This window comes from Rhizobium sp. WW_1 (assembly GCF_003610155.1).
Lineage (GTDB): Bacteria > Pseudomonadota > Alphaproteobacteria > Rhizobiales > Rhizobiaceae > Rhizobium > Rhizobium tropici_A.
Genome location: NZ_RAIN01000001.1, coordinates 101,391 through 124,857, shown reverse-complemented (window position 1 = coordinate 124,857; position 23,467 = coordinate 101,391). Strand labels below are relative to the sequence as shown.

Genomic DNA, 23,467 nt, shown 5'->3' with positions numbered 1-23,467 from the left:
TGTTTACCAAGTGAGAGAGCCGGCTAAATCCCCCCAAGCCGGCAGAGAGCCCGGGAACGGGACGACGGAAAGGAAATGACATGAGTAAGAAAACGTCTGCGACACAAGACAGCATTGCCTATCCGGTATTGCCGTTGCGCGACATCGTGGTCTTCCCCCACATGATCGTGCCTCTGTTCGTCGGACGGGAGAAATCCATTCGCGCGCTGGAAGAGGTCATGGGTTCGGACAAGCAGATCATGCTCGTCACCCAGATCAATGCCAGCGATGATGATCCCGCGCCGGACGCCATCCACAAGGTCGGTACCGTTGCCAATGTTCTGCAGCTGCTGAAACTGCCTGACGGCACCGTGAAGGTGCTGGTGGAAGGCCGTGCGCGCGCAGAGATTGACGAATATACCGGTCGCGAAGACTTCTACGAAGCCCTCGGCCATGTTCTGCATGAGCCGGAAGAAGACCAGGTCGAGCTCGAAGCATTGAGCCGCTCGGTCGTCTCCGAATTCGAGAGCTATGTGAAGCTCAACAAGAAGATTTCGCCGGAAGTGGTCGGCGCCGCCAGCCAGATCGACGACTATTCGAAGCTGGCCGATACCGTTGCATCGCATCTGTCGATCAAGATCACCGAAAAGCAGGAAATGCTGGAAACCACCAGCGTCAAGGCTCGCCTGGAAAAGGCGCTCGGCTTCATGGAAGGCGAGATTTCGGTTCTGCAGGTCGAAAAGCGCATCCGCTCGCGCGTTAAGCGCCAGATGGAGAAGACGCAGCGCGAATACTATCTGAACGAACAGATGAAGGCGATCCAGAAGGAGCTCGGCGACGGCGAAGAAGGCCGCGACGAGATGGCCGAACTGGAAGAGCGCATCTCCAAGACCAAGCTGTCGAAAGAAGCCAAGGAAAAGGCCGATGCCGAGCTGAAGAAGCTCCGGCAGATGAGCCCGATGTCGGCTGAAGCGACCGTCGTACGCAACTATCTCGACTGGTTGCTGGGTATCCCCTGGCACAAGAAGTCGAAGGTCAAGGCTGACCTCAACAATGCCGAGAAGATCCTCGAAGCGGATCATTTCGGTCTTGAAAAGGTCAAGGAGCGTATCGTCGAATATCTGGCCGTCCAGGCTCGCGCCACCAAGATCAAGGGCCCGATCCTGTGCCTCGTCGGTCCTCCGGGCGTCGGTAAGACCTCGCTCGCTCAGTCGATCGCCAAGGCGACCGGCCGTGAGTATGTCCGCATGGCGCTTGGCGGTGTTCGTGACGAAGCAGAAATCCGCGGTCACCGCCGCACCTATATCGGCTCGATGCCCGGCAAGGTCATCCAGTCGATGAAGAAGGCGAAGAAGTCGAACCCGCTGTTCCTGCTTGATGAGATCGACAAGCTCGGTCAGGACTATCGCGGCGACCCGTCTTCGGCCCTGCTTGAGGTGCTGGACCCGGCCCAGAACTCGACCTTCATGGATCACTACCTGGAAGTCGAATACGACCTGTCTGATGTGATGTTCATCACGACGGCGAATACGCTGAATATCCCTGCGCCTTTGATGGACCGCATGGAAGTCATCCGTATCGCCGGCTATACCGAAGACGAAAAGCGCGAGATCGCCAAGCGGCACCTGCTACCGAAGGCCATCAAGGAACATGCGTTGCAGCCGCAGGAATTCTCGGTCAGCGATGATGCCCTGATGGCGATCAGCCAGCAGTACACCCGCGAAGCCGGCGTGCGTAACTTCGAACGCGAATTGATGAAACTCGCCCGCAAGGCGGTCACCGAGATCATCAAGGGCAAGACCAAGTCTGTTGCGGTTACCGCCGAGAATATTTCGGACTATCTCGGTGTGCCGCGCTTCCGCCACGGTGAAGCCGAGCGTGACGATCAGGTCGGTGTTGTCACCGGTCTCGCCTGGACTGAGGTCGGCGGTGAGCTGCTGACGATCGAAGGCGTAATGATGCCGGGCAAGGGCCGCATGACGGTCACCGGCAACCTGAAGGAAGTCATGAAGGAATCGATCTCGGCGGCGGCCTCCTACGTCCGCTCGCGTGCTGTCGATTTTGGCATCGAGCCGCCGCGCTTCGACAAGAGCGACATCCATGTGCACGTGCCGGAAGGCGCAACGCCTAAGGATGGTCCGTCGGCCGGTGTCGCCATGGCAACCGCGATCGTCTCGATCATGACCGGCATCCCGGTTTCCAAGGATGTCGCCATGACCGGTGAAATCACGCTGCGCGGCCGTGTGCTGCCGATCGGCGGCCTGAAGGAAAAGCTGCTCGCAGCTCTGCGCGGCGGCATCAAGAAGGTGCTTATCCCGGAAGAAAACGCCAAGGATCTGGCGGAGATTCCGGACAACGTGAAGAACAGCATGGAAATCATCCCCGTGTCGCGCATGGGCGAAGTGATCAAGCACGCGCTTGTTCGCCGGCCTGAGCCGATCGAGTGGGATGGCACCGTTGAAACGCCCGTGATCGCAACGGTCGAAGGCGTCGACGAAGTGGGTTCGACTATCGCTCATTGAGGCGCTTCGCCTCAATTCCGTCGAATTGACTTAAATGGACGAAAAGACCGGCATTTTTGCCGGTCTTTTTTTGTGAAAAGCGTATGGCAACGCTTGCTTTTCCTTGGTTTGCAGGGTTTTTGGGGTTGCGGCGGGTAAGAGCATTCCATTTGCACCCCGCTTACTGATAAGTCGTTTCATACCAGAGAAAGGGGTGGAAACATGAACAAGAATGAGCTCGTGTCCGCAGTGGCCGAGAAGGCCGGTATCACGAAGGCTGACGCTGCTTCCGCTGTCGACGCTGTTTTCGATACTGTCCAGGCCGAACTGAAGAAGGGCGGCGACATTCGCCTTGCTGGTTTCGGCAGCTTCACCGTTTCCCACCGTGCAGCCACCAAGGGTCGTAACCCGTCCACCGGTGCTGAGGTCGATATTCCTGCCCGTAACGTACCGAAGTTCACGCCCGGCAAGGGCCTGAAGGACTCGGTCAACAGCTAATTCGTTTTCACCCGCTGCGAGGCTTTTGTCTTGCGGGTGGATAGCATGAGGGCCCGCTTTGGCGGGCCCTTTTTGTTTTCATGCACCAGATGCGCCAGTGGCCCTCCTCGGTCGAAGGGACTCTAAACCTGGGGCTCGGGCCTATCCTTGGAAAAGTCACGCATAGGTGATCCCATAGGTTCCGCCCTTTCTCTCGATGTGCGCGAAACCGAGTTCGCCAAGGTGCATGCCAGCGATCAGCAGCCCCTCCGAACTGGCAAGATCCAGCAGCCTCGACCGCGTTTCTGACGCGAGATGCGAATCCTGATCGAACGCGATCGATACATCCGGTCGCGGCACCTGGATTGAGGGGAAGTGGACGATATCTCCCCAGACCAGCAGAGACCTGCCGCCGGAATCGAGACGATAGCCGCTATGCCCGGGAGTGTGGCCCGGAAACGGCATCGTCGTTATCCCCGGAAGCACCTCGCCGCCGGCATCGAAGATGCGCAGTCTGTCGCGGTAGCTGTCGAATGCCCGGCGCGCCAGGAGGAAGCTGCCATGGGCGCGCTCGGGCGTCCGGCTCAGATTGCCGTCATCCTGCCAGAACGCGACTTCCCGATGGTGAGCGACGAGCTCGGCATTCGGGAACATGGCGTTTCCCAAGCCGTCCGTCAGCCCTCCGACATGATCGGGATGGGCATGTGTCAAAAGGATCGCCTCGATCTCGGAAGGCTGGATGCCAGCCAGCGCCAGGTTGGTCGTCAGCCTGCCGCCCCATTGCTTGAAGCCACCGGCTCCCGCATCGATCAGGGCCGTGCAGCCGCCGCCACGCACCAGGTAGCAGTTGATATGGATCGAGGTATGATCCCTTGCCCCGGCGCTCTCCAGCATCCGGGACGCATCTGCCGGGTCGATATTCGAGAGGAGATCGAGGCTGGCGGCGAGATAGCCATCGCTGATGGCGGTGATCGTGAAGTCGCCAACCTGTCGACTGGGAAATGCAAGATTAGTCATCTCTGTCTCCGGGCTGCTCTCAATTGCGCGCATGAATGTTTGATGCTGCATGGCCGAAACAGCGGATACGCGCGGTGAAGGCGGTAGTGTTCCTGATGGCGTCGTCCAGTCCCTCCATGAACCGATCCATGACCGGCGGCGTTCGAAAGGGTTCAAGACGATACTGGATATCCACAAAGACCGGATGTCCCCGGCCGTGGCGAACGGCGACATAGATGACATGCACATTCGCCAGCGCGGCATGCAGGATGTTCGTACAAAGCTGGGTGCATTGCTCCGTGAGGTCGGCGAGGGCCTCGTCCGGCGGCATCCTGTCGGCGGGGATGAAAATCGTGACGTTCGGCATCGGCGTTTACCGCGCCTTCCCGAAAGCGACGCCTGCGTCGCTCGTCAATTGCATCGTCATCGGCTCGTAGATATGGACATCCTCAGGCAACAGCTCGATGTCGTCGATCTCAGTGCGCTTCACCTTGGCGAGCCAGCGGTGTTCCGGGAACTTCTCCATTGCCACTGCTTGCATGGCGTGCGGCGTGAAGCCCAGTCGGGTGAGGGGCTCGGGTCCCTTGGCGCTCAACGCAAGATATTCGTCGTCGCCAATGGCCGGCGCTCGCGCGATGCCGTCGTAGAGGTTTCGGTGCCAGTCGGTGATATGCTGCTGCCAGCGGGCAAAATTGCCGCCGCCCTTTCGGCGATATTCCTCACCTGTCAGGATATCGAGGCCATCGATCGAATGCATGGCGAGATAGACCGGGCAGCCGCGGCTCAACGCCCTCAAACGCTGCGAGGTGTGGAAGCCGCTTACCGAAATGAGGGCCGGCAGCTTGTCCAGGCTATAGAAATCGTTCCATTCCGCTTCGCTGGCTGGATCAGCAAAGCTGCATTCTACCGTATAGATCATCGTCTCACCTCCGACCGCAAGCATCGTGCTTCCGGTCTTGTTTCTCATTGATATTTGATCATGATAAGCCGCCGATCATCGCTAATATATCGATATTGGTTCATGCTTCAGTGATCTAATATCAAGGTGGCGGTGGATCGAATGCCGATCCATCGTGTCAGGAGCCCGTCATGCGCCGCAAGATCCCAAGCAATTCCGCGCTGATGGCGTTCGAGGCTTCAGCCCGTCATGGAAGCTTTGCCCGCGCTGCCGACGAGTTGGCCCTGACCGAAGGGGCGATCAGCCGCCAGATCGGCCGGCTGGAAGCCTTTCTAGGTGTGACGCTGTTCGAAAGGGTCGGCAATCGCGTTCGGCTCCTGCCGAATGGAGAGCGTTATGCAGTTCAGGTTCGCGAGTCCCTCGACCGGCTGGAGCGCGACAGTCAGTATCTGATGGGGCAGCCGAGCGATGGCGCAAGTATCGATATCGCGACCATCCCGACCTTCGCCGCCCGCTGGCTCATCCCCCGCCTGACGCGATTTCGGGAGAAGCACCCGAATGTCATCGTGCATCTTGCCGAGCAGATGGAGCCCTTTGTCCTTGCGGGAAGCGGTTTCGACGCCGCGATTCACTATGAGCACCCCGCATGGACCGGGATGCGAACGCACCGGTTGCTGCAGGAGACGCTGATTCCGGTCTGCCATCCTGCGCTTCTCGGTAAAGGCGAAGAGCCGCCATCCCTCGATGAACTGCCCCGCCTGCACCGGCGCCAGAACCCGGACGCCTGGCAGCATTATGCTCGAGAGACCGGGATCGCGCTGACCAATCCCGCAATCGGCCCCCGCTATGATCTTCACATCATGCTGATTGAGGCGGCGCTGGCGGGGCTGGGCGTCGCGCTGGTGCCGCGCCTTTATGTCGAAACAGAATTGGCGGAAGGCCGCCTGGTCGCGCCTTGGCCCGAGGGTCAATCGATCTCCAAGACCTTCTGTCTCGTCTTGCCGGAGCCAATCCGTTTGAGCGACGGCCCGCTACAGGCCTTTGCAAATTGGCTTCTGGCGGAAGCGCGGACGGCTAGCCCGCCGCTCTGAAGGCAATGGCTGCCTATTTGTCGCTACCGCGCAGATAAAGGCAGCACCCATACGGAACCGTTTCCGCCGCCTTCGGGAGATCAGAGCAGCGTCCGGCCGCCGTTGACGGCGAGCTTCTGGCCGGTGATGAAGTCCGCCTTGGCCGAGGCAAGGAAGGCGACCGCGGCGGCAATGTCCTCGGGCCGGCCGAAATGGGCAAGCGGCGTATGCGCGAGATAGCCGTCCTTGGCCTGCTGTGAAGCTTCGGCATGGCGCTCGACCGGTATCCAGCCGGGGGCAACGAGATTGACGGTGATCCCTTCCGGCGCCAGCTCTCTGGCCCAGGAGCGCGTCATCGCCAGCATGGCGCCCTTGGCGGAGGCATAATTGCCGAAATTGGGATTGCCAAGCTCCGCAACCTCGGAACCGATGTTGATGACCCGGCCGGACTTGCGCGCCCGCCAATCGGGCAATACCGCTTGAAGCAGCTCCAGCGGCGCTTTGACGAAGAATTCGAGTTGATCGAGATAGGTCCGCCAGGATTGCTCCATGAGCGGCATTTCCGGCTGCGGTCCAGTCGCGTTGTTGACGATCAGATCGACCGGTCCCAGTGACGTCTTGATCTTCTCCAGGCCGTCGGCAATCTGGGGCTTGTCGATCACGCTGAATTGTGCGGCTGAAGCCCGCCCGCCTTGCTGCCTGATGGCGTCGACGACCCTACCTGCGCCCTCGCTATCCCCAGCATAATTGACGGCGACCGCCCAGCCGGCGATAGCAAGCTCCCGGGCGATCACGGCGCCCAGGCCGCGTGAGGCGCCCGTTACCAGCGCTACTTTCATGGCATTCCTCCTCCAGGCCCGGTCTGAGCCTTTTTCTCGTTTTCTCCACCCAAAGGCTTGGATAGCCGGAAGCGGATTCCGGCTATCCATGTCAAAATCGTTTTACCAGCGATGATGGACGTGCGGCGCGATCAAGCGCTCGTAGATCTCGCGCGTCGCTGCCATAACGTCGGCCGAAAGGGGCGCGAGGTCGGCCGCGGCGGCATTGGCCTTGGCCTGCTCGGCGTTGCGGGCGCCGGGGATGACGACGGTAACGGCTTCGTTCATCAAGATCCAGCGGAGGGCGAAGGCGGCCATGCTGGCGCCAGCCGGAACCAGCTTGCGCACCTCCTCGACCGCCTGCAGGCCGACTTCGAACGGCACGCCCGCAAAGGTCTCCCCGACATCGAAGGCCTCGCCATGGCGGTTGAAGTTGCGGTGGTCGTCGCTGGCAAATTGCGTGTCGCGGGTGATCTTGCCCGACAGCAGGCCGGAGGCGAGGGGAACGCGGGCGATGACCGCCACGTTCTTCCTCTTGGCTTCCTTGAAGAACAGATGGTCGGGGCGCTGGCGGAAAATATTGTAGATGATCTGGATGCTGAGGACATCAGGATATTCGATCGCCTTCAGCGCTTCCTCGACCTTCTCGACGCTGGCGCCGTATCCCCTGATCTTGCCGGCCTTCTGCAGTTCGTCGAGCCCGGCAAAAACCTCCGGCCGATAGAGAACTTCGGTCGGTGGGCAATGAAGCTGCACGAGATCGAGGCTTTCGACGCCGAGGTTCTTCAGGCTGCGGTCGATGAAGCCTTCGAGATTGGCCTTGGTATAGCCGTCGGCCACATGCGGGTTCAGCCGGCGGCCGGCCTTGGTCGCCACCATCGGGCGCTCGCCGCCGCGTGTCTTCAGCACATTGGCAATGATCTTTTCCGAGCGGCCGTCGCCGTAGACATCGGCCGTATCGATAAAGGTCATGCCGGCATCGAGGGCGGCGTTCAGCGCCGCGCGGCCGTCGGCCTCGCTGACATCTCCCCATGCGCCGCCGATCTGCCAGGCCCCGAAGCCGACATCGGTCACGATAAAGGGCGTCCGTCCGAAAGCATGATGTCTCATGAGATGTCTCCTCTCTTTTGCTCGCAAGATGATAGGGCAGTAGCAGCCGTCCGACAGGGCCACAAGCGTACATCGGCGATCGAGGATCGCAATCGTGTGACTGGGAAACATGGCGGGCACGGGCCGGCTTGCGAAACCCTTGGATGAAGCCGCCGGCGCGGTATTCACAGCGCCTTCGTTTCCTTAAAAGGGGAGATCGGATTTCTGACGACATCGGAGCTCATGCCCTCTTTCAGCTTCATCCACGCCGCCGATCTGCATCTTGGCAGCCCGTTCCAGGGCCTTGCCTTGAAGGACGCCGCCGTCGCTGCCGTCTTCGTCGAAGCGAGCCGCAAGGCCTTCTCGACGCTTGTGGGGCTGGCGATCGAAAAGCGTGTCGATTTCTTCGTCATTGCCGGCGATGTCTATGACGGCGACTGGAAGGACAACAAGATCGGCCTGTTCTTCAATCGCGAGATGGCGCGGCTGGAGCGGGCGGGCATTCCGGTCTACCTGCTGCGCGGCAATCATGACGCGGCAAGCGTCATCACTAAGACCATCACATTGCCGCTAAACGTTCATGAGTTTCCGACCGGCAAGCCGGGCAGTGTCAGGCTGGAGGCGCTGAAGGTGGCGCTGCATGGCCAGGGCTTTGCCGAACGCTCCGCCAACGACAATCTGGCGATTACCTATCCAGCACCCGTCTCCGGCTGGTTCAACATCGGTATTCTCCATACGTCGCTGACCGGTCGCGAGCCACACGCGCCCTATGCGCCTTGCTCCGTCGACGACCTGCGGTCGCGCGGCTACGACTATTGGGCGCTCGGCCATGTGCATGACTATGAAGTGGTGGCGCAGGACCCATTAGTCATCTTTCCGGGCAATCTGCAGGGCCGCAATATCCGCGAGCGCGGCGCCAAGGGCGCGGTGCTGGTAACAGTCGAAGACGGACGTATCGAACATGAGCGCATCATCGTCGACGAGGCGCGGTTCGCGCAGGTCGACATCGTCGTCGGTCCGGAGGATGACCAGGCCGCGATCCTCCGTCATGTGGAGCAGGCGGTGCAGCCCTTGGCGGACGAGATGGATGGGCGCATGACCGCGCTGCGCGTCCGGCTTTCTGGGGTAACGCCGCTGCATGGCCCGATCGCCGCCAATCGTCAGCAATGGCGCGATGAGGTGGAGGCCGCCTGCCATCGCGTGCATGAGGATATCTGGCTGGAAAAACTGGAGCTGCGGCTGGAGCCGCCGTCGGAGAAGGCGGCGGATGCGGACGGCGCGCTCGATCTGCGTCAGCTTCTGGCTGAGCATGCCGGCGATGCCGATATCTCGGCGGAAGCAAGCCGCCTGATCAACGAGATTGCCGTGCGCCTGCCGGGCGGCCTCGGCGCCACCGAGACGCCGCTGGACGACAACATCGACACTCTCATTGAGGAGGCGCGGCAATTGCTGCTGGCGCGCGGGCAGGGGGCAGGCTGATGCGCTTTACCCGGCTCGATATTCTCCGCTATGGCGCGTTGACCGACCGCGCGCTCGATTTTCGCGCAGGCGCACGGCTGCATGTGATCTACGGCCCGAACGAGGCGGGAAAATCCTCTGCTTTGAGCGCGATCTCCGATCTCCTGTTCGGTTTTCCGACCGCTGCCGAGCAAAGCTTCCTGCATGAGCCAACTACCTTGCGGATCGGCGCCGATATCAGCGCGCGCGATGGCGCCAAGCTGAGCTTCCGCCGCCGCCGTGGCCGCAAGGGAACGCTTCTGGCGCCGGATGACAAGGAAACCGCGCTGGCAGAGGATGCGCTTTCGCCCTTCCTCGGCAATTTGAGCCGCGATGTCTTCGAGCGCGCCTTCGGGCTCGACTCGCAGCGACTGCGGCAGGGCGCGACCGCGATGCTGCGCAGCGGCGGCGAGATCGGCAGCCTGCTGTTCTCAGCCGCGTCGGGGCTGACCGGTCTGTCACGCCTGCGCCAATCGCTGGAAGGGGAGGCCGACGGCATCTATGCGGCCCGACGCTCGAAGGATCGCGGCTTTTACCAGGCCCTCGACCGCTATGAGGATGCCCGCAAGGCCGAGAAGGACAACGAGCTGAAATCCGGCGACTGGAAGAAGCTTCTTGCCGAAGCGGCAGAGCTGGAGACGGAGCTGGAGCGCCTGCAGACCGAGCGTCGCGGTACGCGCGAGGCGCTCGATCGGTTCAAGCGGCTGAAGACCCTGCAGCCCTTGCTCGCTGAAATCGATGCGGAAACCCTTGCACTTGATGGTCTGTCGGATCTTTCCGCCATCCCGGACGGCTTTGCCGACAGGCTTGAACAGCGGCTGCGCGACAAACAGGCGAGCGAAGAGGAGTTGCACCGGGCGCGACAAGCCGTTCTGCGCGCAGAGGAAGATCTATCGCGCATCCAGGTCGATGAAGCGCTGCTGCAGATGTCGGGCGATATCACGCAGCTCTTTGCCGATACCGGCAACTATCGAGCCCAGAGGCACGATCTGCCAGGCGTTGATCGAGAATTGGCGGATTTCGAAATGAAGTTCACACAGCTCTCCCGCCGTCTCGGTCTTGCCGAGGCTGAGCTGGAGCGGCAGCAGCCAAGTGATATCGACCGTGCGCGCCTGTCAGAGCTGGTGGATGAGGGCAGACAGCTTGCGCGGCAGATGCAATCGCTTGCAGAGCAATCCGAAAGTGAGCGCGGGCAGCTCGCGGCCCTTGAAAGGGATAGCCTTGCCGGCCGGCTGATCGACCCACGGCCCTATATCGATCAGCTCGAGGCGCTGGCCGGAGACCTCTCGGCCTTGGCTCGCCTTGATGGGCTGGAAACGCAGATACGCCGCATCGAATCCGATCTCGGTGAGGCTGCTGGACGGCTGCAGCCACCGGTCGGCGACATCGATATGCTGTTCTCCGTACCCCTGCCGGAGATGACGGAGATTACCGGACATCGCGACGCCATCGACGCCGCACAAACGAAGGTGCGCGACGCTGCCGGCAAGCTGCAGGCCTATGACGAACAGCTGGCCGAGATAGAGCGAACGCTCGCGGATGCCGAGCGTACCGGGCCGATCGTTACCAGCGAGCAAATCCTCGCCGCGCGCAAAAGCCGTGATGGGCAATGGTCCTCCATCCAGCAAAAGTGGACGGAGGGCGCGGCTCCGGACGCCAAGGTGCTCGCGGCATTGACCGTCGGCGTGGCCGAGGCGGACCGTCTGGCCGATGCCGCCCTCAGCGATGCGGATCGCGTCGCGCGCCATGTCGACTATCGGCTGCGGCAGGCGCGTCTGGTACGGGAACGGCAGGAGGCCCTCGATCGGCTCAAGGGCTGCGAGAAAACGCTGAAGGGCGCGCAGGCAAGCTTTTCCGCCGTCTTCGAACCCTGCAGCATCGATGCCCTCGATCCATCGACCATGCTCGAATGGCGGCGCGGAGTGGAACTGCTGCGGCGTGAACGCAAGGCATTACGAGATCTGCTGGACGAACGCGACGAGAATGCGCTGGCGGAGGGCCGAGTCTTGCCTGCCCTGCAGGATATCGTTGAGGCGACCGGCTATAAGAGCGGCCGCCTTCCGCCGGCCGCGATAGCGGAAGGCTTGCGCAAGCATCTGCGCCTTCTTTCGGAACGCTGGAGTGAAAGCCGCACGCGCGAAGGGGAAATTGGCGCGGCGCGTGACCGGCTGGCCCGCTTCGCTGATCAGCAGCAGAGTTTGGAACGACATCAAGTCGGTTGGCGCGGCGGCTTCTCTAAGGCCGTTGAACTCGTTGGCTTGCCGGCCGACACGACCCTGGACATGGCGAATGCCGCCCTGAAGGCTTGGGAAGAACTGCCCGATGTTCTGGCGGAGCGCGAAAACCGTCTGCGCCGGGTCAATGGCATGCGCCGTGACATGGCGGATTTCGAGCGGCGGCTGGCGACCCTTGCCGCCAACAGCGGCTATGAGCTGGATCATCTGCCGCCGGATGCCGCCGCCGAGGCGTTGCACACCCGCGTCAACGCCATGCGTGGCGAGCTGAAGAAGCGCGACGGTCTCGAAGAGGAACGGCAGCGTGGGGAGGGGCTGGTGGCACGCCAGGAGGCAGCACTCGCGACCATCGCCACCGATCTCGACCAATTGACCGCGGACCTGGGCGGTGTCGACGATCTGCCGGCACTCCTTTCTCGCCTGCGTGAACGCTCGCGTCTCGCCACGCGTCTCGTCGAAAGCCGCGATCGTTTCCGGCAGCAGGCCGATGGCAAGGCAGAAGACGATCTGCGAGCTGAACTAGCCGGCTTCGAGCGGGTCGCGGCCGATCTCGAAATCGAGCGGTTAACCGAGGAGGATCAGCGGCAGTTTGCAGCACATGGTGAGCTTTCGGCACGCCTGGCGGAAAACCGCCGTCAGCGACAGGCCCTGGAGACAGGCGTCAGCGCCGAATATGCGGTTTTCGAAAAGCTCTCGGCCGAGCAGGAGGCAAAAGACCTCGCGCGGCAATGGGTCGTGCTGAAGATTGCTGCCCGCATGCTGGCGGGCTCGATGGAGGCGTATCGCGAGAAGCAGGCCGATCCGGTCATCAGCCGTGCCGGTGAACTGTTCTCGCAGCTGACGGGCGGCCGTTTCTCCCGCCTCGTCGAAGCCCATGATGAAAGCGATGCGCTGCAATTGCTGGCGGAACGCGCTGCAGGCGAACGGGTGCCGCTGGATGGCCTGAGCGAAGGCACGGGCGACCAGCTCTATCTCGCGCTGCGGCTGGCGTTCCTTGAAGACTATTCCGCTCGCAACGAGCCGGCTCCCCTGATCGTCGACGATATATTCCAGACCTTCGATGATGAGCGCGTCCGCGCCGGACTGCAGGTGCTGGCCGCAACGGCCGATCGTTTCCAGACGATTCTCTTCACCCATGAAAAGAGCGTGGTCGAGATCGCCAAGGGCGAGATCGGTCGGGATCTGGATCTGATCGAGCTCTAATCGAGGCTTTTGATTGCTCGATCTCCTTGTTTTCCGGCAGTTCCGGACAGAAAGCCGCTACACACTTTTCCTGGAATTGCTTCAGGACATCGAGGGGATGCGCAGTAGCGTCGGCGGGACGATCCTCGGGTCCGACTTGTCGCGGCTGTAGGCCGGATTGAGCGCGCGGTCGATGAAACCCTGCGTGGCATGCAGCCGCCGCAGATTCTGCTTTTCCTGTTCGAACCGCTTCTTCCGCTCCCCCGATTTATCCGAGCCGCGCGACAGCGATTCATGGTGATAGAGGCAGGCGAAGGGCGTCCAGACGATGCGATAGCCTGCCTTGTAGGCGCGCAGGCAATAGTCCACGTCGTTGTAGGCGACCGCGAAATTCTCCTCGTCGAACAGGCCGATTTTCTTCAGGCATTCGCCTGATATCAGCATCACCGCGCCGGTCACGCAGGTCAGGGTGTTGCGCACGTGCAGCCGGTTCATCGGGCCACCGAACTCCTTTGGCTTGTTCATGTACCAGTGGCCTGCCAGGCCGCCGAAGCCGATGACCACACCGGCATGCTGCATCTTGTCATTCGAAAACAGCAGCTTGGCGCCGACGATTCCGGTCCTGTCATAGGCGAGACATGAGACCATTTCCTTCAGCCAGCCCGGCTCGATGACCTCCACATCGTTGTTGAGGATCAGGCAGTGTTCGCCGGTAGCCGCGCTCAGGCCGCGATTGACCGAGCGCGAAAAATTGAAGGCCTCCGGATTGATGACGGCCGAAAAGCGAGGCTGAGTCTTGCGATAATGCTCATAGAGATCAAGCACGGCCTTATCGGTCGAGCCATTGTCGATCACCAGAACTTCGAAATTGGGATAATCGGTCTTTTCGAAGAGATCGCCGAGGATGCGCTTGATCAGGTCGAGATTGTCCTTGCTCGGAATGACGATCGAGATTTTCGGCCATTCGTGAGGCGCCTCGAACATGATCCGATGCAGGGTCTTGGTGAGGGCGCCGTCAACGCCAATCGCCTGCTGTCGCCGCTCGAACCTTTCGACGAGCGCCTTTCTCGCATTCGCGGTGGCGGCATCCATGAACTTGCGCGAATAGGTCTTGCCGTTGCGGCGCCACCAGTAGGCGGGATAGGGCAGGTGGAGGACGCTATCCTCGGGTATGCCCTCCAGATAGCGCAGCAGTAGATCGTAATCCTGCGAGCCGTCGTAGCCGGTGCGGAGATAGCCAAGTTCCCGAAGCCGACTGTGGCGGTAGATCGAGAAATGATTGATGTAGTTGACGCCCGTCAACAGTACGGAATCATAGGCCGGTTTCAGCATGACGCCGGTCGGCTTCAAGGTGTCGTCGACCACAAGTTCGTCCGTATAGACGAAATTTGCCTCCGGATTTTGCTCCAGCGTATGTCTTATCACCTTGAAGGCATGCGGCGCGACGACATCGTCATGATCGAGAAAGGCGATCCATTGACCCTGTGCTTGGGACAGCCCGGCATTGGTCGCGGCCGCGATGCCGCCGTTGCGCTCGTTCAATACGAGGCGGATATTGTCTCTTGGTCGCTGGCCTTGATACCACTGCCGCGTTTCCGGCGATGTCGAACCGTCGTCGCTGAGGATGAGTTCTGCGCCTTGCTCGTTCTGTGCCTCGAAGGATTTGACGAGATCGTCCAGATAGCGCGCCGGCGCATTATAGACCGGGACGACGACGCTGAGCCATGTCCCGGCGGTTGCCGATATTGGGGCAGCGGCCAGCTCCGAGGCAAGCCGATAGCTCGCATCGGCATATTGTACCGTCAGGCTCGCCTTGCGTCGCCCGAGACGCAGCTTGGGCAATTTCAGCCAATACTGAGGCAGTCTGCCAAGATCGATGCGCTTGCTCCGCGCATCCATTTCGAGAATGCCCGAAATATATCTTTGCGCCGATTTTTCCGATGAGAATGCCTTGGCGGTGAACCGGAATGTCGTGGGGAAACTGGCCGGATCTGCACGCAGAGCGCAAATGGAACCGACCGAACCGATATCCGCGGTGATGACGAAACCACGTCCTTCAGGAAGGGAAACTGTATCCTTCTCGCGGAAGCCGTAGCCGCGATTGACGTAGAACTTCGGATCTATCGGCTCGTCAGTCGCAACGACATGGAGGACGAGCAGCTTCTTTCTGACGGGTGAGAACCTGATTTCGAATGCGGGATCGTCCCCCAAGGACTTCCACAGGTCCGCATTGGCGTCGACGGATACTTCCCGTTCGAGATCGGCGTTCGGTATAATTTTGAGTGTCATCGAAATATCGGTTTCATCTAAGCTTGGGGCATCGTTTTACGAATTTTCAGCTCTAGCCTGCGTCACTAAGAGCTTTAAAACGTATGCCGGGAAATGTCGGGCTTGTATGCCGCCGCATCCTCTCGATTGAATTCCTCGTAGCATCGCGGGCTGCGCGCCGGCGCTCGCGGTCACTCACCAGCAGGTCGATGGCGGCGAGCCACTCCTCGGCGGTGTTGCCAATGTGAAATTCTCCGGCGACGGCGCAACGTTCAAATGTCGGGCATCGGGAAAATACGGCCGCCGCTTGCAGGCGGTTGATGTCGATCCGCTTGGTATCGGAACGGCTGGCATTCGTCCTTCCCGAGAGCAGCGGAGCCAGAGCAATATCGGCGTGGTGGTGCGTTGTCTTTGCCAGATATGCTGGCCAGGGTAGCGGCGGAATGATCGCCATTCTTGCTGGGTCGATCCCTTGCCGACCCCAGCGGCGTGCAAGTGGACCGGAGGCAAAAACCTCGAAATGCAGATTGCCGTGCTTTTCCATCGCGGCTTTGACGATCGGCATCAGGAACTCATGTTCGCGGCGATGGACGCCGGTGGCATGGTAGATCATTCTGAGCGGCGTGACGCCGTCATCCTCGCCGCTAGTCGCGACTTCAGGTGAATCGGCTGGAAGAGGGGGCAGAATATCGATCCGCTGGCTTCTCAGGGCGAGCGCGCTCGCCAGCGTCTCGGTCGAAGTCCACACATGGGTCAAAAGCCGATTGACCCTCGGCATCGGGCGAACAGCCAGTTTCAGCAGTCGGAACTTATAGGGCCAGCTTGCTTCGTTGCCGGTCAGGACGGCCGGAATATCGTCGTCGACGAAATAAGCGACCCCGGCAAGTCTGCCTTGATTTTCCTCCAGCCAACGTAATTGCGGCGGCTTGATATAGCGGCAGATAATTACGAAGAGGCCGTCGCTGTCGATAGCGTCGAGCGGATCGTCAAGCCCTTTCGTGACAACCGGAATATCACCGAGCGTCTTGGCGCGCTCGTCGAGATAGTAGCTGAAGGTCGGATTGGGATGGCGCGACAGAATGAGCAGGCACCGCGCAACGCGTTCGCCATCTGCCGCCGGCGCTCCGGATGGCCGTGGTCTTGGAAGCAACTGATAGACGAGATCACGTAAAATTTGCATGGGGCTTCCGTGCAAAACTACGCCAGACGACTTCGGATATTGGTAAGGATGCCGAAAACAGCACCCCATGCAAGGAGCGTTACGCCAAAGATGCCGCTGATCCAGAGCGCCCTCTGGGGATACTCGGCTTCGTCGGGCAGGCTGGGCGCCAGGAATGTATCGAGGTAAATCAGCTGCTGCTTGCTGACGAACTTGACCTGCTCCAGCGTCTTCATGCTCGTTGCGAATTGTTGTTCCGCGAGGCTCTGCTCCAGTTCGCGCTGGGACATATCCACGGAGACATCGGCAAGATTTTGCTCCGACTTGTTCTGCCCGGCCACTTGACTGTTGAGCTCGTCGATCTGCTTTTGCTTGCTGTCGATCTCGCGCTTGAGAACGCGCATCTGTGGCGCATCCGCGGAGACCGTTCCAAGCAGAGCGTCATATTTCTGCTGGAGGTCTATCCTTTCCTTCTGCACCGACGAGATCAGGTTCGTTAGAACGGTCGACGATCCCTCGACGCTCAGAACGCCGGTTTGGTTGCGCGCCGCGAGAAGCTGATCGCGCGCCTTTTGCAGCTGGTTCTTTGCATTGTCCAGGTTCGCCTGGGCAGTCGCGATGACGTCGCGCCAGATGCGGGTATTGACGTCGTTGACCACGACCTCGGAAGCCGCAACGACCGCATTCAATACTTGCCGGGCATCGGCAGCAGTGAAGGCGCGTGCCTTGACCGTCACGATGCCGCTGTTTGCGTCGATCTTGACCGACACCATGTCTTCCCAATAATCGAGAAGCTTCTCCGAACTCGCATCCTTCTTGAGGCGCGCAATCCGATCGATCGAGTCATTGCCATAGATCTTTTGAAAGTCGACCTTGTCCTCAAGCGCGGCGACCATGTCCTTGCTCTTGATGAAGTTGGTGACGATCAGAGTGTCCTGCACGATCTGCGCCGGCGGTAAGCCTGTCACCTTGGTAATCTGATTGCTTCCGAGCGCCGGCGTCGACGTTCGAACGGTGAAGCGCGTTTCGGATTGATACTGATCGGATGCGACGCAGGTGAAATAGTAGACGGAAGCGATATTCGGTATGACGAGCAGCAGAAACGTCGATGCCAGGATGGCCTTGCTGATGATCTGCTGCATCGGCCGCGGCCGCAGGCCCACGGCCTTGAACAGCTGGCTGCGCCTCGATGTCGAGAAACGCAGCTTCCGCGCGGTCACGGACAGATTCGTGGCCACGTTCCGGCTATGCTCCGTCGCGCTGAGCTGTATCGTCTGAGGCGCGTTTTCGGTATCGTGAGCCATATTGGGCCTTACTGTCGATCCCTGATATTCTAGCGGTTCAATCTATAATAGGCTTCGATAGCCTGCTCTACCTTATCGAAGACGATAAGTCTGCCATCGACAAGTACCATACCTCTGTCGCAATGCGCACTGATCATGCTCATGCTGTGCGATATCATGATGATGTCGGAACTCTTCCGCCTGTTCTCGAATGCAATGCGGCAGCGCTCCTGAAATCGGGCATCTCCGACGGCAAGGACTTCGTCCACCAGATAGCATTCGAACTCGATGGCCATTGAAAGCCCGAACGCCAATCTTGCTCCCATGCCGGAGGAATAGGTGCGTACGGGAGCATCGATATAATCGCCCAGTTCGGCAAATTCCTCCACGAAACGAGAGACGCGTCTGACGTCTTCGCCGTAGGCGCGGGCAACGAAGTGAACATTGGCCCGCCCTGTCATCAAAGGATTGAAGCCGCTGCTCAAGCCGAGAGGCCACGATACGCGGACATCCTTGCTGATCTTGCCCGAATTCGGCAGCATCGTGCCGGCGATCATGCGCATCGTCGTCGACTTCCCGGCACCGTTCACACCCAAGAGCCCATAGGAGTAGCCGGATTCGAACTCGCAATGCACCCGGTCGAGAATGACCTTCTTGCCGCTCGGGGTCTTGAAGTGTTTCGATACGTTCTTGAAGCTGATCATGGCGCTTCCCCATTCATATCCGGTGATCCTCCACGGAGGCCCAGATGAGGGAGAGCGTCGCCCAGGTGACAACAAGGGCAAGCAATATGATCAGCGGCGTGCTGACGCGGCGCGGAAATGTCGACTCGTCCGGCAATGCCGGCTTGACGAAAACGGCAAGGTACAGTGTCTTGCGCAACGCCTCGGCGACCACGGCATCGTAGTTCTTCTGCGCACTTTCGTAGAGTTTTTCCGCGATCATGCGATCGGTTTCGAGCCGGGAATATTCCAGCAGAGCCTTCGCAAGGCTCGCATTCTCAGGTCCGGTCAATTCCGATCGCATCTTCTCGATCTGCGCGTCGAGGCTGTCCTTGGCGAGACTGAGCTGTTGATAGGTCGGGGAATTCTGGGCGTTGGATTGCCGCATGACGAAGAGGCGCGTTTCGAATTCCAGCTTCTTCGCCAGCAGGCCGGTCAGGATCGTGCCGCTATTCTTGGCCTGCGCTTGCGGGCTGAGAAGGCCGGATGCGTTTTGAAACTGATTGAGGGCAACCAGGGTGTCGCCATAGGCCTTGCCGCTCTTCTGGACGTCGCCCTTCATGCTCTGCACGATGTCGTTGCGCGCGCGTTCGGAAAGCTCGTTGATGAGCTTTTCGCTTTCCTCGATGATCGCATCCGCAAGCTTGACGGAATCGTCCGGCGCGAAGGTTCTGACCTTGAGCGTGATGATGCCTGACGTGACGTCGATATAGGCGGTGACGTGGTCGTTCCAGTATTTCAGGAACTCTTCGTCGGATTGCGAGGAGCGGAATCGCGACAGAAAATCCGCGTCTTGCCGGGCAAACATCGATCGATAGTCGAGTTTCTTGCCGATTCGATTGAGGATTTCCGTCGAGTGGATGAAGCTGGTGACGACATAGGCATCCTGCGAAGCCGAACGCATGTTGAGAGCGCTGGTGGCGTCCCCGGAACTGCTGGTATCCTCGGCTCCGGACACTGCCCTGACGGCGAAACGCGCTTCCGCCACATATTGGTTCGACGCGATGAACGCATAATAGACCGAGCTTGCCAGGAAGGGCAGGATCACGAGCAGCAGAAAGCCGATAAGTCTGAGCGGCGGCTTGCCGCCCGAGCTCGTCTCCGGCTCATTCCCATCATGCACCGGTATGTATTCGATGTCTTCGATATCCGTGCGGGCACGTTGCGCCGGCAGCCTGCGCCGAAACAGCGAAGGCAGGAGATGGCGGCTGGTTTTTACCCGCGGGGAGTCCTGAACTATCGCGTCGTCAATGATTGTCTTCGGCATGTCAGCTTGCAATCGTTTCCGGCAGTTCGGGCGCGGTTGGTTTCATCGCCTGACGCACATAGTGGTCGAAAATCAAGTCCTCTTCGAGCATAAGCTCGGCAATATGCAATGAACGCAGCCGCGTCGCAACGTCTTCAAGCGTACTGTGTCGGGGCGGCAACGGAAAATCGTCGATCGAGATACCGATGAGCTCGCTGACCGCCTGCTGAAAATAGAGGCTGTCTGTATCGAAACCGACAACGGCAAAGCGCGACAATAGGTCGATCGCGGTGGCAACGTCGCTGCGCGTTACCGCCTGTTCCGGTATGGTTGTGGCCAATTGCCGGGTAAGTGGTGAAGCCAGAACGTTTGTGACATTCTGCGGCGCTTTCTTCAGGGCAGCCTTGAGAGAGGCCTCGTCTTCCAGGTTTACCTCGGCAAAATGCTCCGCGGCAGGCGCCAAGATGATCTTGTCGCGATCGCCGAAGAATGAAATCTGAGTCTTAGCCATTCGCTTCAGAAGGAATATCCTCAGGGCAAGTTCATAATAGGGATCGGTGAGCAGGGCGATGGCCTTGAAACCCTTGTCGAAGAACTCTTCATAATTGCGCATCAACAGCCGGCCGCTAATATAGATCGACTGGATGGCGTTCAGATGAAAGGCCTGAAGGGTCGTTTCGTGTCCGAACCGTTCGACGGACGAAAGCTCGTATTGAAAGTGGCGGCCACAATGATAGTCGAACTTGACCATTGGCAGTAGCTGCGCCTCGAGCCGCACGATCTTTAACGGAATCGTGCTCGCCACCTGCGGCCTGCGGTAGATCAGCAGACCCGACTTGGCGTCATGAATCATCAGCGATGTGCGCTCGGTCAGATCGGGGATGATTGTCGTATCGAGCCTGAAGCCGACGAGACCATCTTCGTGTCGTCCTGAATCGATAACCGCCTGTTTGACCTGATCACAGGGAAGAATCATCAGCTCGCCGTCGGCGTCCGAGACCCTGATCTGTGGCTTGTCGGAAAACCCATCGGGGATCAGATAGCCCTCGATAAGGTTGCCATGATCATATTCGAGGTTAAAAAGCACGGACCTTCTCCGGCGTTTTCACCCGATCGGGGCAGGACAGAAATTGGCAATGGAATGGTGTCATCCCGGCCTGCATAGCATCACATGCATCAACATGCCTATCGATATCACAAATATCGCGCTTCGGCATCCGAACCTCGTCAGGTATCGCCGGGCGCTTTTCGCGCCAGCAGCGAAAAGCTGGGACCGCCGGGATGGCTCAGGTTTTCATCCCTGATGGTAATGTCATCAAAACCGAATGCGCGGAGCAGCAGCAAGATGTCGTCTCGATGCATCCAAAAATGACGGTCCTTCATGCCACCGCAGAAAGATGCATTGGCGTTGGCGTGATGGTAGCTGCGTTCGTAATAGCGCACCGGTATGTCATCGATCAGCCTCGTTTCCACTTTGCCGCTGAAGGGTAGCCACCGCACATCGCCTTCGGGCATAGCGTCCTCCAGGACGAAGTGCGTCCAGATGAAAACCGCATTGGATCGCTTTGACAGCAGACGAAGAAACTCGCCGGGCTCGGCCATATGGTAGAGAACTCCGGATGCGAGCGTAAAGTCGTAGACGTCTTCGCGTTCCGTCAGCCACGCCTGTATGTCGCCTAGCATGAAGGTGGCGGTGTCGATATTCAGGATTTGCTTGCTGACCAGGCATCTCAGAAAACAGAGACGATTTGCCTCGATTGCATCGATCCGCGCCGGCCTTTGGCCATTCAGCATATGGGTGTGCATTCCCTCGAGTGGGCCGACCTCGAGAACGGTCTTGCCCTCTATCGAACCGAAAGTCCGCATTGCCCAATCGATGCGGTCGTCGGCATACAGGGGCAGCTTTCCGGCGTTGAGGCCAAATTCCGGCGGAAATGCACAATTCCATCCCTGAAGGGCGTCGATGGCATTTTGGTGGGTTGGTCTGCCTTGCTCGTATTGATCGAATGTCTCCAGGGGACTTTTCGATACTTTCTTTTGAGAGCGTTTTGAAAAACCGAGCATTGATACATAACCTTCGTTCTAATCGGCACCTTGCCGATCCGGAGAAATAGCGGAATCGTTCTCAAACGGACGTACAGCGGCCCCCGAACCGGTTTACATCCCGAAAGCATATTCTAGGCAGGTTGGCGGAGTTTGCGAATGTCGGCGAACAGTCGAGGACGGATGCGGTTGATTCGACGGTAGCCATTGATACTTATCTCGCTGAAGGCAGAAATCCGGCAAGCTGCGGTTGTCGTGGTTTATCATTTCCGCATGTGTTGCAGGTCTGGACTTGGTTCTCTTACAGGCAATAACAATCTTATGGAAAGCGGAATAAGTGCGAATCTGTGCAACTTAATGTCATCCATCCAGCATTTTTCTATGGAGGCCATTACTTAACGGTTCCTTTTCGTCTTTCAGAGAATTTTAATTTTAAATCTCCAAACAATACTCTCGCAAATTGCCTTGTGCGCCATTGGCCCTTATAAAGCCGATCTGATCGGGCGCTCCTTGAATTCCGAGTGTGTTCAGAGGATCGCACTCGATTTTTTTGATGGTACTCTCGGCGTTTGGGCTTGTTGACGCGCGCCGGTTATGCTTTTCAAGGCGCCGATAGATTTGATGCATTCCATGTCGATGTATGCCATCAGGTAGTCACGGCAGCTAATAGTTTGAGGATTTCAATTGTTCCGTATTGGCGCCGTACTGTGTTGCGTGGTTTTGGCGGGATGTAATTCCGTATCGAGCGAAGGTCCGTTGGCTGGCGCCATTCTTAGCGATGCCGGCCAGTCCGGGGCACAATTGGGCCGCAGGAATGCCGCAGTTTTTGATATCGTCGACATCGACAGCCGCAGTGCGCGCCTCGTTTCCGATTATGTGTCTTCCACGCTCAATCGCCGTTTTGGCATGGGTGGCGGTGTTGGCCCCGTCGTTATCGGTGTCGGCGATGCGCTGAAGGTCACGATTTTCGAAGCAGGCTCCGATGGTCTGTTTTCGACGTCGCAGTCTAAGCAGGTATCGCTCGATATCGTCGTGCAGCCTGACGGCACGGCGGCAATTCCCTATGCCGGTTCGGTTCGATTCGTCGGCAAGACCCTCGACCAGGCGCGCAAGGCCATTTTGGCTGCCCTGGCGACCAAGGCCGTGGAGCCGGATGTTATCGTGACGAGCATGGGCACCCCGTCGCGCACCGTGACCGTTTCGGGCGCGGTCGGCCGTCCTTCCATGGTGCCGTTGGATCTGACGAAAGAAAAGATCACGGAGGTCGTTGCCAAAGCCGGTGGACCGTCCACGCAGCCTTATGAGACCTATGTCACGCTGGTTCGGGGTAATAAGACCGGAACGGTTTTGCTGAAGTCGATTATCGAGCATCCTTCCGAAGATATCTACGTCCAGCCGGGCGACCAGATTTTCCTCGTCCGCGATCCCAGAACCTTCACCTTGCTCGGCTCCGTTCGTGGCGATGGACGCATCGAGTTCGGAGCGAACGATCTCAATCTTCTTGAGGCGGTTGCGCTCGGCCATGGTGCGATCGACGATTCGAGCAATGCGAAGGGCTTCTTCCTGTTCCGCTATGAGGAGCCGGAAATCGCCAAGATCCTGCTCGGTCCGGCTCGCTTCCAGGACTTGTTGCGCAAGGGAATGGTGCCCGATGCGAAGGGCCGCTATCCGATCGTTTATCGCTTCGACATGTCCAATCCCGACAGCTTGATTGTAGGCCAGACTTTCCCGATCAAGAGCCGCGACGTCATCTATGTGTCGCGCCATCCTTCTGTCGATATCAGGAAGTTCCTGACGCTCGTCGGAACGCCACTGGGCATTGCGGCGCAGGGTGCAGGGACGGCGGCTCTTCTAAACCAATAGTTGCGCAGCGGATATGGCGGCCCGGTTGGGCCGTCCACGACACTCGGCAACGGCCGATAGAGGTCGGCATTTGTATGATGCTGACGGATCATGCCTTGTCGGCAATCGGAATTCATCGCGAAGTGAGTTGCGGAAAAGGTTG

The 23,467-nt window shown here is 59.3% G+C and carries 18 protein-coding genes; 6 read left to right on the top strand and 12 right to left on the bottom strand.

The window, feature by feature from the left end; genetic code table 11:
• Nucleotides 1-80: 80 nt before the first annotated feature.
• Nucleotides 81-2,501: an endopeptidase La gene (gene lon, locus BJ928_RS00560; RefSeq protein ID WP_047627082.1), complete on the top strand. Its 2,421-nt coding sequence runs from the start codon at nt 81-83 to the stop codon at nt 2,499-2,501.
• Nucleotides 2,502-2,702: 201 nt separating this feature from the next.
• Complete coding sequence (hupB, locus tag BJ928_RS00555; protein WP_015339480.1) at nt 2,703-2,978, top strand: DNA-binding protein HupB; 276 nt, start codon at nt 2,703-2,705, stop codon at nt 2,976-2,978.
• A gap of 156 nt (nt 2,979-3,134) precedes the next feature.
• Here the strand turns inward: hupB and BJ928_RS00550 are convergent, their stop codons facing one another.
• Genes BJ928_RS00550 through BJ928_RS00540 form a run of 3 tightly spaced genes read right to left on the bottom strand, consistent with a single transcriptional unit; the run spans nt 3,135 to nt 4,872 of the window.
• Entirely contained in the window at nt 3,135-3,974 is an 840-nt protein-coding gene (locus BJ928_RS00550) for an MBL fold metallo-hydrolase (RefSeq protein ID WP_047627081.1), read from the bottom strand.
• A gap of 19 nt (nt 3,975-3,993) precedes the next feature.
• The gene (locus BJ928_RS00545; RefSeq protein ID WP_047627080.1) at nt 3,994-4,320 is read right to left on the bottom strand and encodes a hypothetical protein; all 327 of its coding nucleotides are present in this window, start codon (nt 4,318-4,320) and stop codon (nt 3,994-3,996) included.
• Nucleotides 4,321-4,326: 6 nt separating this feature from the next.
• On the bottom strand, nt 4,327-4,872 hold the full coding sequence (locus tag BJ928_RS00540; RefSeq protein ID WP_047628696.1) for a hypothetical protein: 546 nt from the start codon (nt 4,870-4,872) through the stop codon (nt 4,327-4,329).
• A 170-nt stretch (nt 4,873-5,042) separates the two neighbouring features.
• Here BJ928_RS00540 and BJ928_RS00535 point away from each other — a divergent pair, with 170 nt between their 5' ends.
• Nucleotides 5,043-5,942: a LysR substrate-binding domain-containing protein gene (locus BJ928_RS00535; protein WP_047627079.1), complete on the top strand. Its 900-nt coding sequence runs from the start codon at nt 5,043-5,045 to the stop codon at nt 5,940-5,942.
• 80 nt (nt 5,943-6,022) lie between these two features.
• Here BJ928_RS00535 and BJ928_RS00530 read toward each other — a convergent pair whose 3' ends face one another.
• Together BJ928_RS00530 and BJ928_RS00525 are read right to left on the bottom strand one after the other, a co-directional pair.
• Nucleotides 6,023-6,760 carry an SDR family oxidoreductase gene (locus BJ928_RS00530; RefSeq protein ID WP_047627078.1) on the bottom strand — a complete coding sequence of 246 codons (738 nt, stop codon included), beginning with the start codon at nt 6,758-6,760 and terminating at the stop codon, nt 6,023-6,025.
• 102 nt (nt 6,761-6,862) lie between these two features.
• On the bottom strand, nt 6,863-7,849 hold the full coding sequence (locus tag BJ928_RS00525) for an aldo/keto reductase (RefSeq protein ID WP_047627077.1): 987 nt from the start codon (nt 7,847-7,849) through the stop codon (nt 6,863-6,865).
• Nucleotides 7,850-8,071: 222 nt separating this feature from the next.
• Here BJ928_RS00525 and BJ928_RS00520 point away from each other — a divergent pair, with 222 nt between their 5' ends.
• Both BJ928_RS00520 and BJ928_RS00515 read left to right on the top strand, forming a co-directional pair.
• Complete coding sequence (locus BJ928_RS00520; protein ID WP_047627076.1) at nt 8,072-9,307, top strand: DNA repair exonuclease; 1,236 nt, start codon at nt 8,072-8,074, stop codon at nt 9,305-9,307.
• Nucleotides 9,307-12,762, top strand: a complete 3,456-nt coding sequence (locus BJ928_RS00515; protein ID WP_047627075.1) for a YhaN family protein — start codon at nt 9,307-9,309, stop codon at nt 12,760-12,762. The genes BJ928_RS00520 and BJ928_RS00515 overlap by 1 nt, the downstream gene beginning before the upstream one ends.
• Before the next feature lie 81 nt (nt 12,763-12,843).
• Here BJ928_RS00515 and BJ928_RS00510 read toward each other — a convergent pair whose 3' ends face one another.
• The 7 genes from BJ928_RS00510 to BJ928_RS00480 all read right to left on the bottom strand — a co-directional run bounded on the left by BJ928_RS00510 (nt 12,844) and on the right by BJ928_RS00480 (nt 21,483).
• A complete protein-coding gene (locus BJ928_RS00510) occupies nt 12,844-15,030 on the bottom strand; it encodes a glycosyltransferase family 2 protein (protein ID WP_047627074.1) in 2,187 nt (728 codons plus the stop codon).
• Nucleotides 15,031-15,082: 52 nt separating this feature from the next.
• A complete protein-coding gene (locus BJ928_RS00505) occupies nt 15,083-16,189 on the bottom strand; it encodes a hypothetical protein (RefSeq protein ID WP_047627073.1) in 1,107 nt (368 codons plus the stop codon).
• Between the two features lie 17 nt (nt 16,190-16,206).
• Nucleotides 16,207-17,406, bottom strand: coding sequence for a capsule biosynthesis protein (locus tag BJ928_RS00500; RefSeq protein ID WP_245432208.1), 1,200 nt, complete (start codon nt 17,404-17,406; stop codon nt 16,207-16,209).
• Nucleotides 17,407-17,501: 95 nt separating this feature from the next.
• Nucleotides 17,502-18,155 carry an ABC transporter ATP-binding protein gene (locus BJ928_RS00495; RefSeq protein ID WP_047627071.1) on the bottom strand — a complete coding sequence of 218 codons (654 nt, stop codon included), beginning with the start codon at nt 18,153-18,155 and terminating at the stop codon, nt 17,502-17,504.
• Between the two features lie 13 nt (nt 18,156-18,168).
• Complete coding sequence (locus tag BJ928_RS00490) at nt 18,169-19,440, bottom strand: capsule biosynthesis protein (protein ID WP_047627070.1); 1,272 nt, start codon at nt 19,438-19,440, stop codon at nt 18,169-18,171.
• A gap of 1 nt (nt 19,441) precedes the next feature.
• Entirely contained in the window at nt 19,442-20,506 is a 1,065-nt protein-coding gene (locus BJ928_RS00485; RefSeq protein ID WP_047627069.1) for a hypothetical protein, read from the bottom strand.
• Between the two features lie 140 nt (nt 20,507-20,646).
• Complete coding sequence (locus BJ928_RS00480; RefSeq protein ID WP_047627068.1) at nt 20,647-21,483, bottom strand: SAM-dependent methyltransferase; 837 nt, start codon at nt 21,481-21,483, stop codon at nt 20,647-20,649.
• A gap of 663 nt (nt 21,484-22,146) precedes the next feature.
• On the opposite strand from BJ928_RS00480, the gene BJ928_RS00475 reads away from it, so the two are divergent.
• A complete protein-coding gene (locus BJ928_RS00475; RefSeq protein WP_047627067.1) occupies nt 22,147-23,325 on the top strand; it encodes a polysaccharide biosynthesis/export family protein in 1,179 nt (392 codons plus the stop codon).
• Nucleotides 23,326-23,467: the final 142 nt, after the last annotated feature.

Coding starts and splice junctions, on each gene's coding strand:
- BJ928_RS00530 (WP_047627078.1), bottom strand. CDS start 6,760: ATGAAAGTAGCGCTGGTAACGGGCGCCTCACGCGGCCTGGGCGCCGTG.
- BJ928_RS00520 (WP_047627076.1), top strand. CDS start 8,072: ATGCCCTCTTTCAGCTTCATCCACGCCGCCGATCTGCATCTTGGCAGC.
- BJ928_RS00510 (WP_047627074.1), bottom strand. CDS start 15,030: ATGACACTCAAAATTATACCGAACGCCGATCTCGAACGGGAAGTATCC.
- BJ928_RS00540 (WP_047628696.1), bottom strand. CDS start 4,872: ATGATCTATACGGTAGAATGCAGCTTTGCTGATCCAGCCAGCGAAGCG.
- BJ928_RS00490 (WP_047627070.1), bottom strand. CDS start 19,440: ATGCCGAAGACAATCATTGACGACGCGATAGTTCAGGACTCCCCGCGG.
- hupB (WP_015339480.1), top strand. CDS start 2,703: ATGAACAAGAATGAGCTCGTGTCCGCAGTGGCCGAGAAGGCCGGTATC.
- BJ928_RS00505 (WP_047627073.1), bottom strand. CDS start 16,189: ATGCAAATTTTACGTGATCTCGTCTATCAGTTGCTTCCAAGACCACGG.
- BJ928_RS00525 (WP_047627077.1), bottom strand. CDS start 7,849: ATGAGACATCATGCTTTCGGACGGACGCCCTTTATCGTGACCGATGTC.
- BJ928_RS00545 (WP_047627080.1), bottom strand. CDS start 4,320: ATGCCGAACGTCACGATTTTCATCCCCGCCGACAGGATGCCGCCGGAC.
- lon (WP_047627082.1), top strand. CDS start 81: ATGAGTAAGAAAACGTCTGCGACACAAGACAGCATTGCCTATCCGGTA.
- BJ928_RS00535 (WP_047627079.1), top strand. CDS start 5,043: ATGCGCCGCAAGATCCCAAGCAATTCCGCGCTGATGGCGTTCGAGGCT.
- BJ928_RS00480 (WP_047627068.1), bottom strand. CDS start 21,483: ATGCTCGGTTTTTCAAAACGCTCTCAAAAGAAAGTATCGAAAAGTCCC.
- BJ928_RS00515 (WP_047627075.1), top strand. CDS start 9,307: ATGCGCTTTACCCGGCTCGATATTCTCCGCTATGGCGCGTTGACCGAC.
- BJ928_RS00495 (WP_047627071.1), bottom strand. CDS start 18,155: ATGATCAGCTTCAAGAACGTATCGAAACACTTCAAGACCCCGAGCGGC.
- BJ928_RS00550 (WP_047627081.1), bottom strand. CDS start 3,974: ATGACTAATCTTGCATTTCCCAGTCGACAGGTTGGCGACTTCACGATC.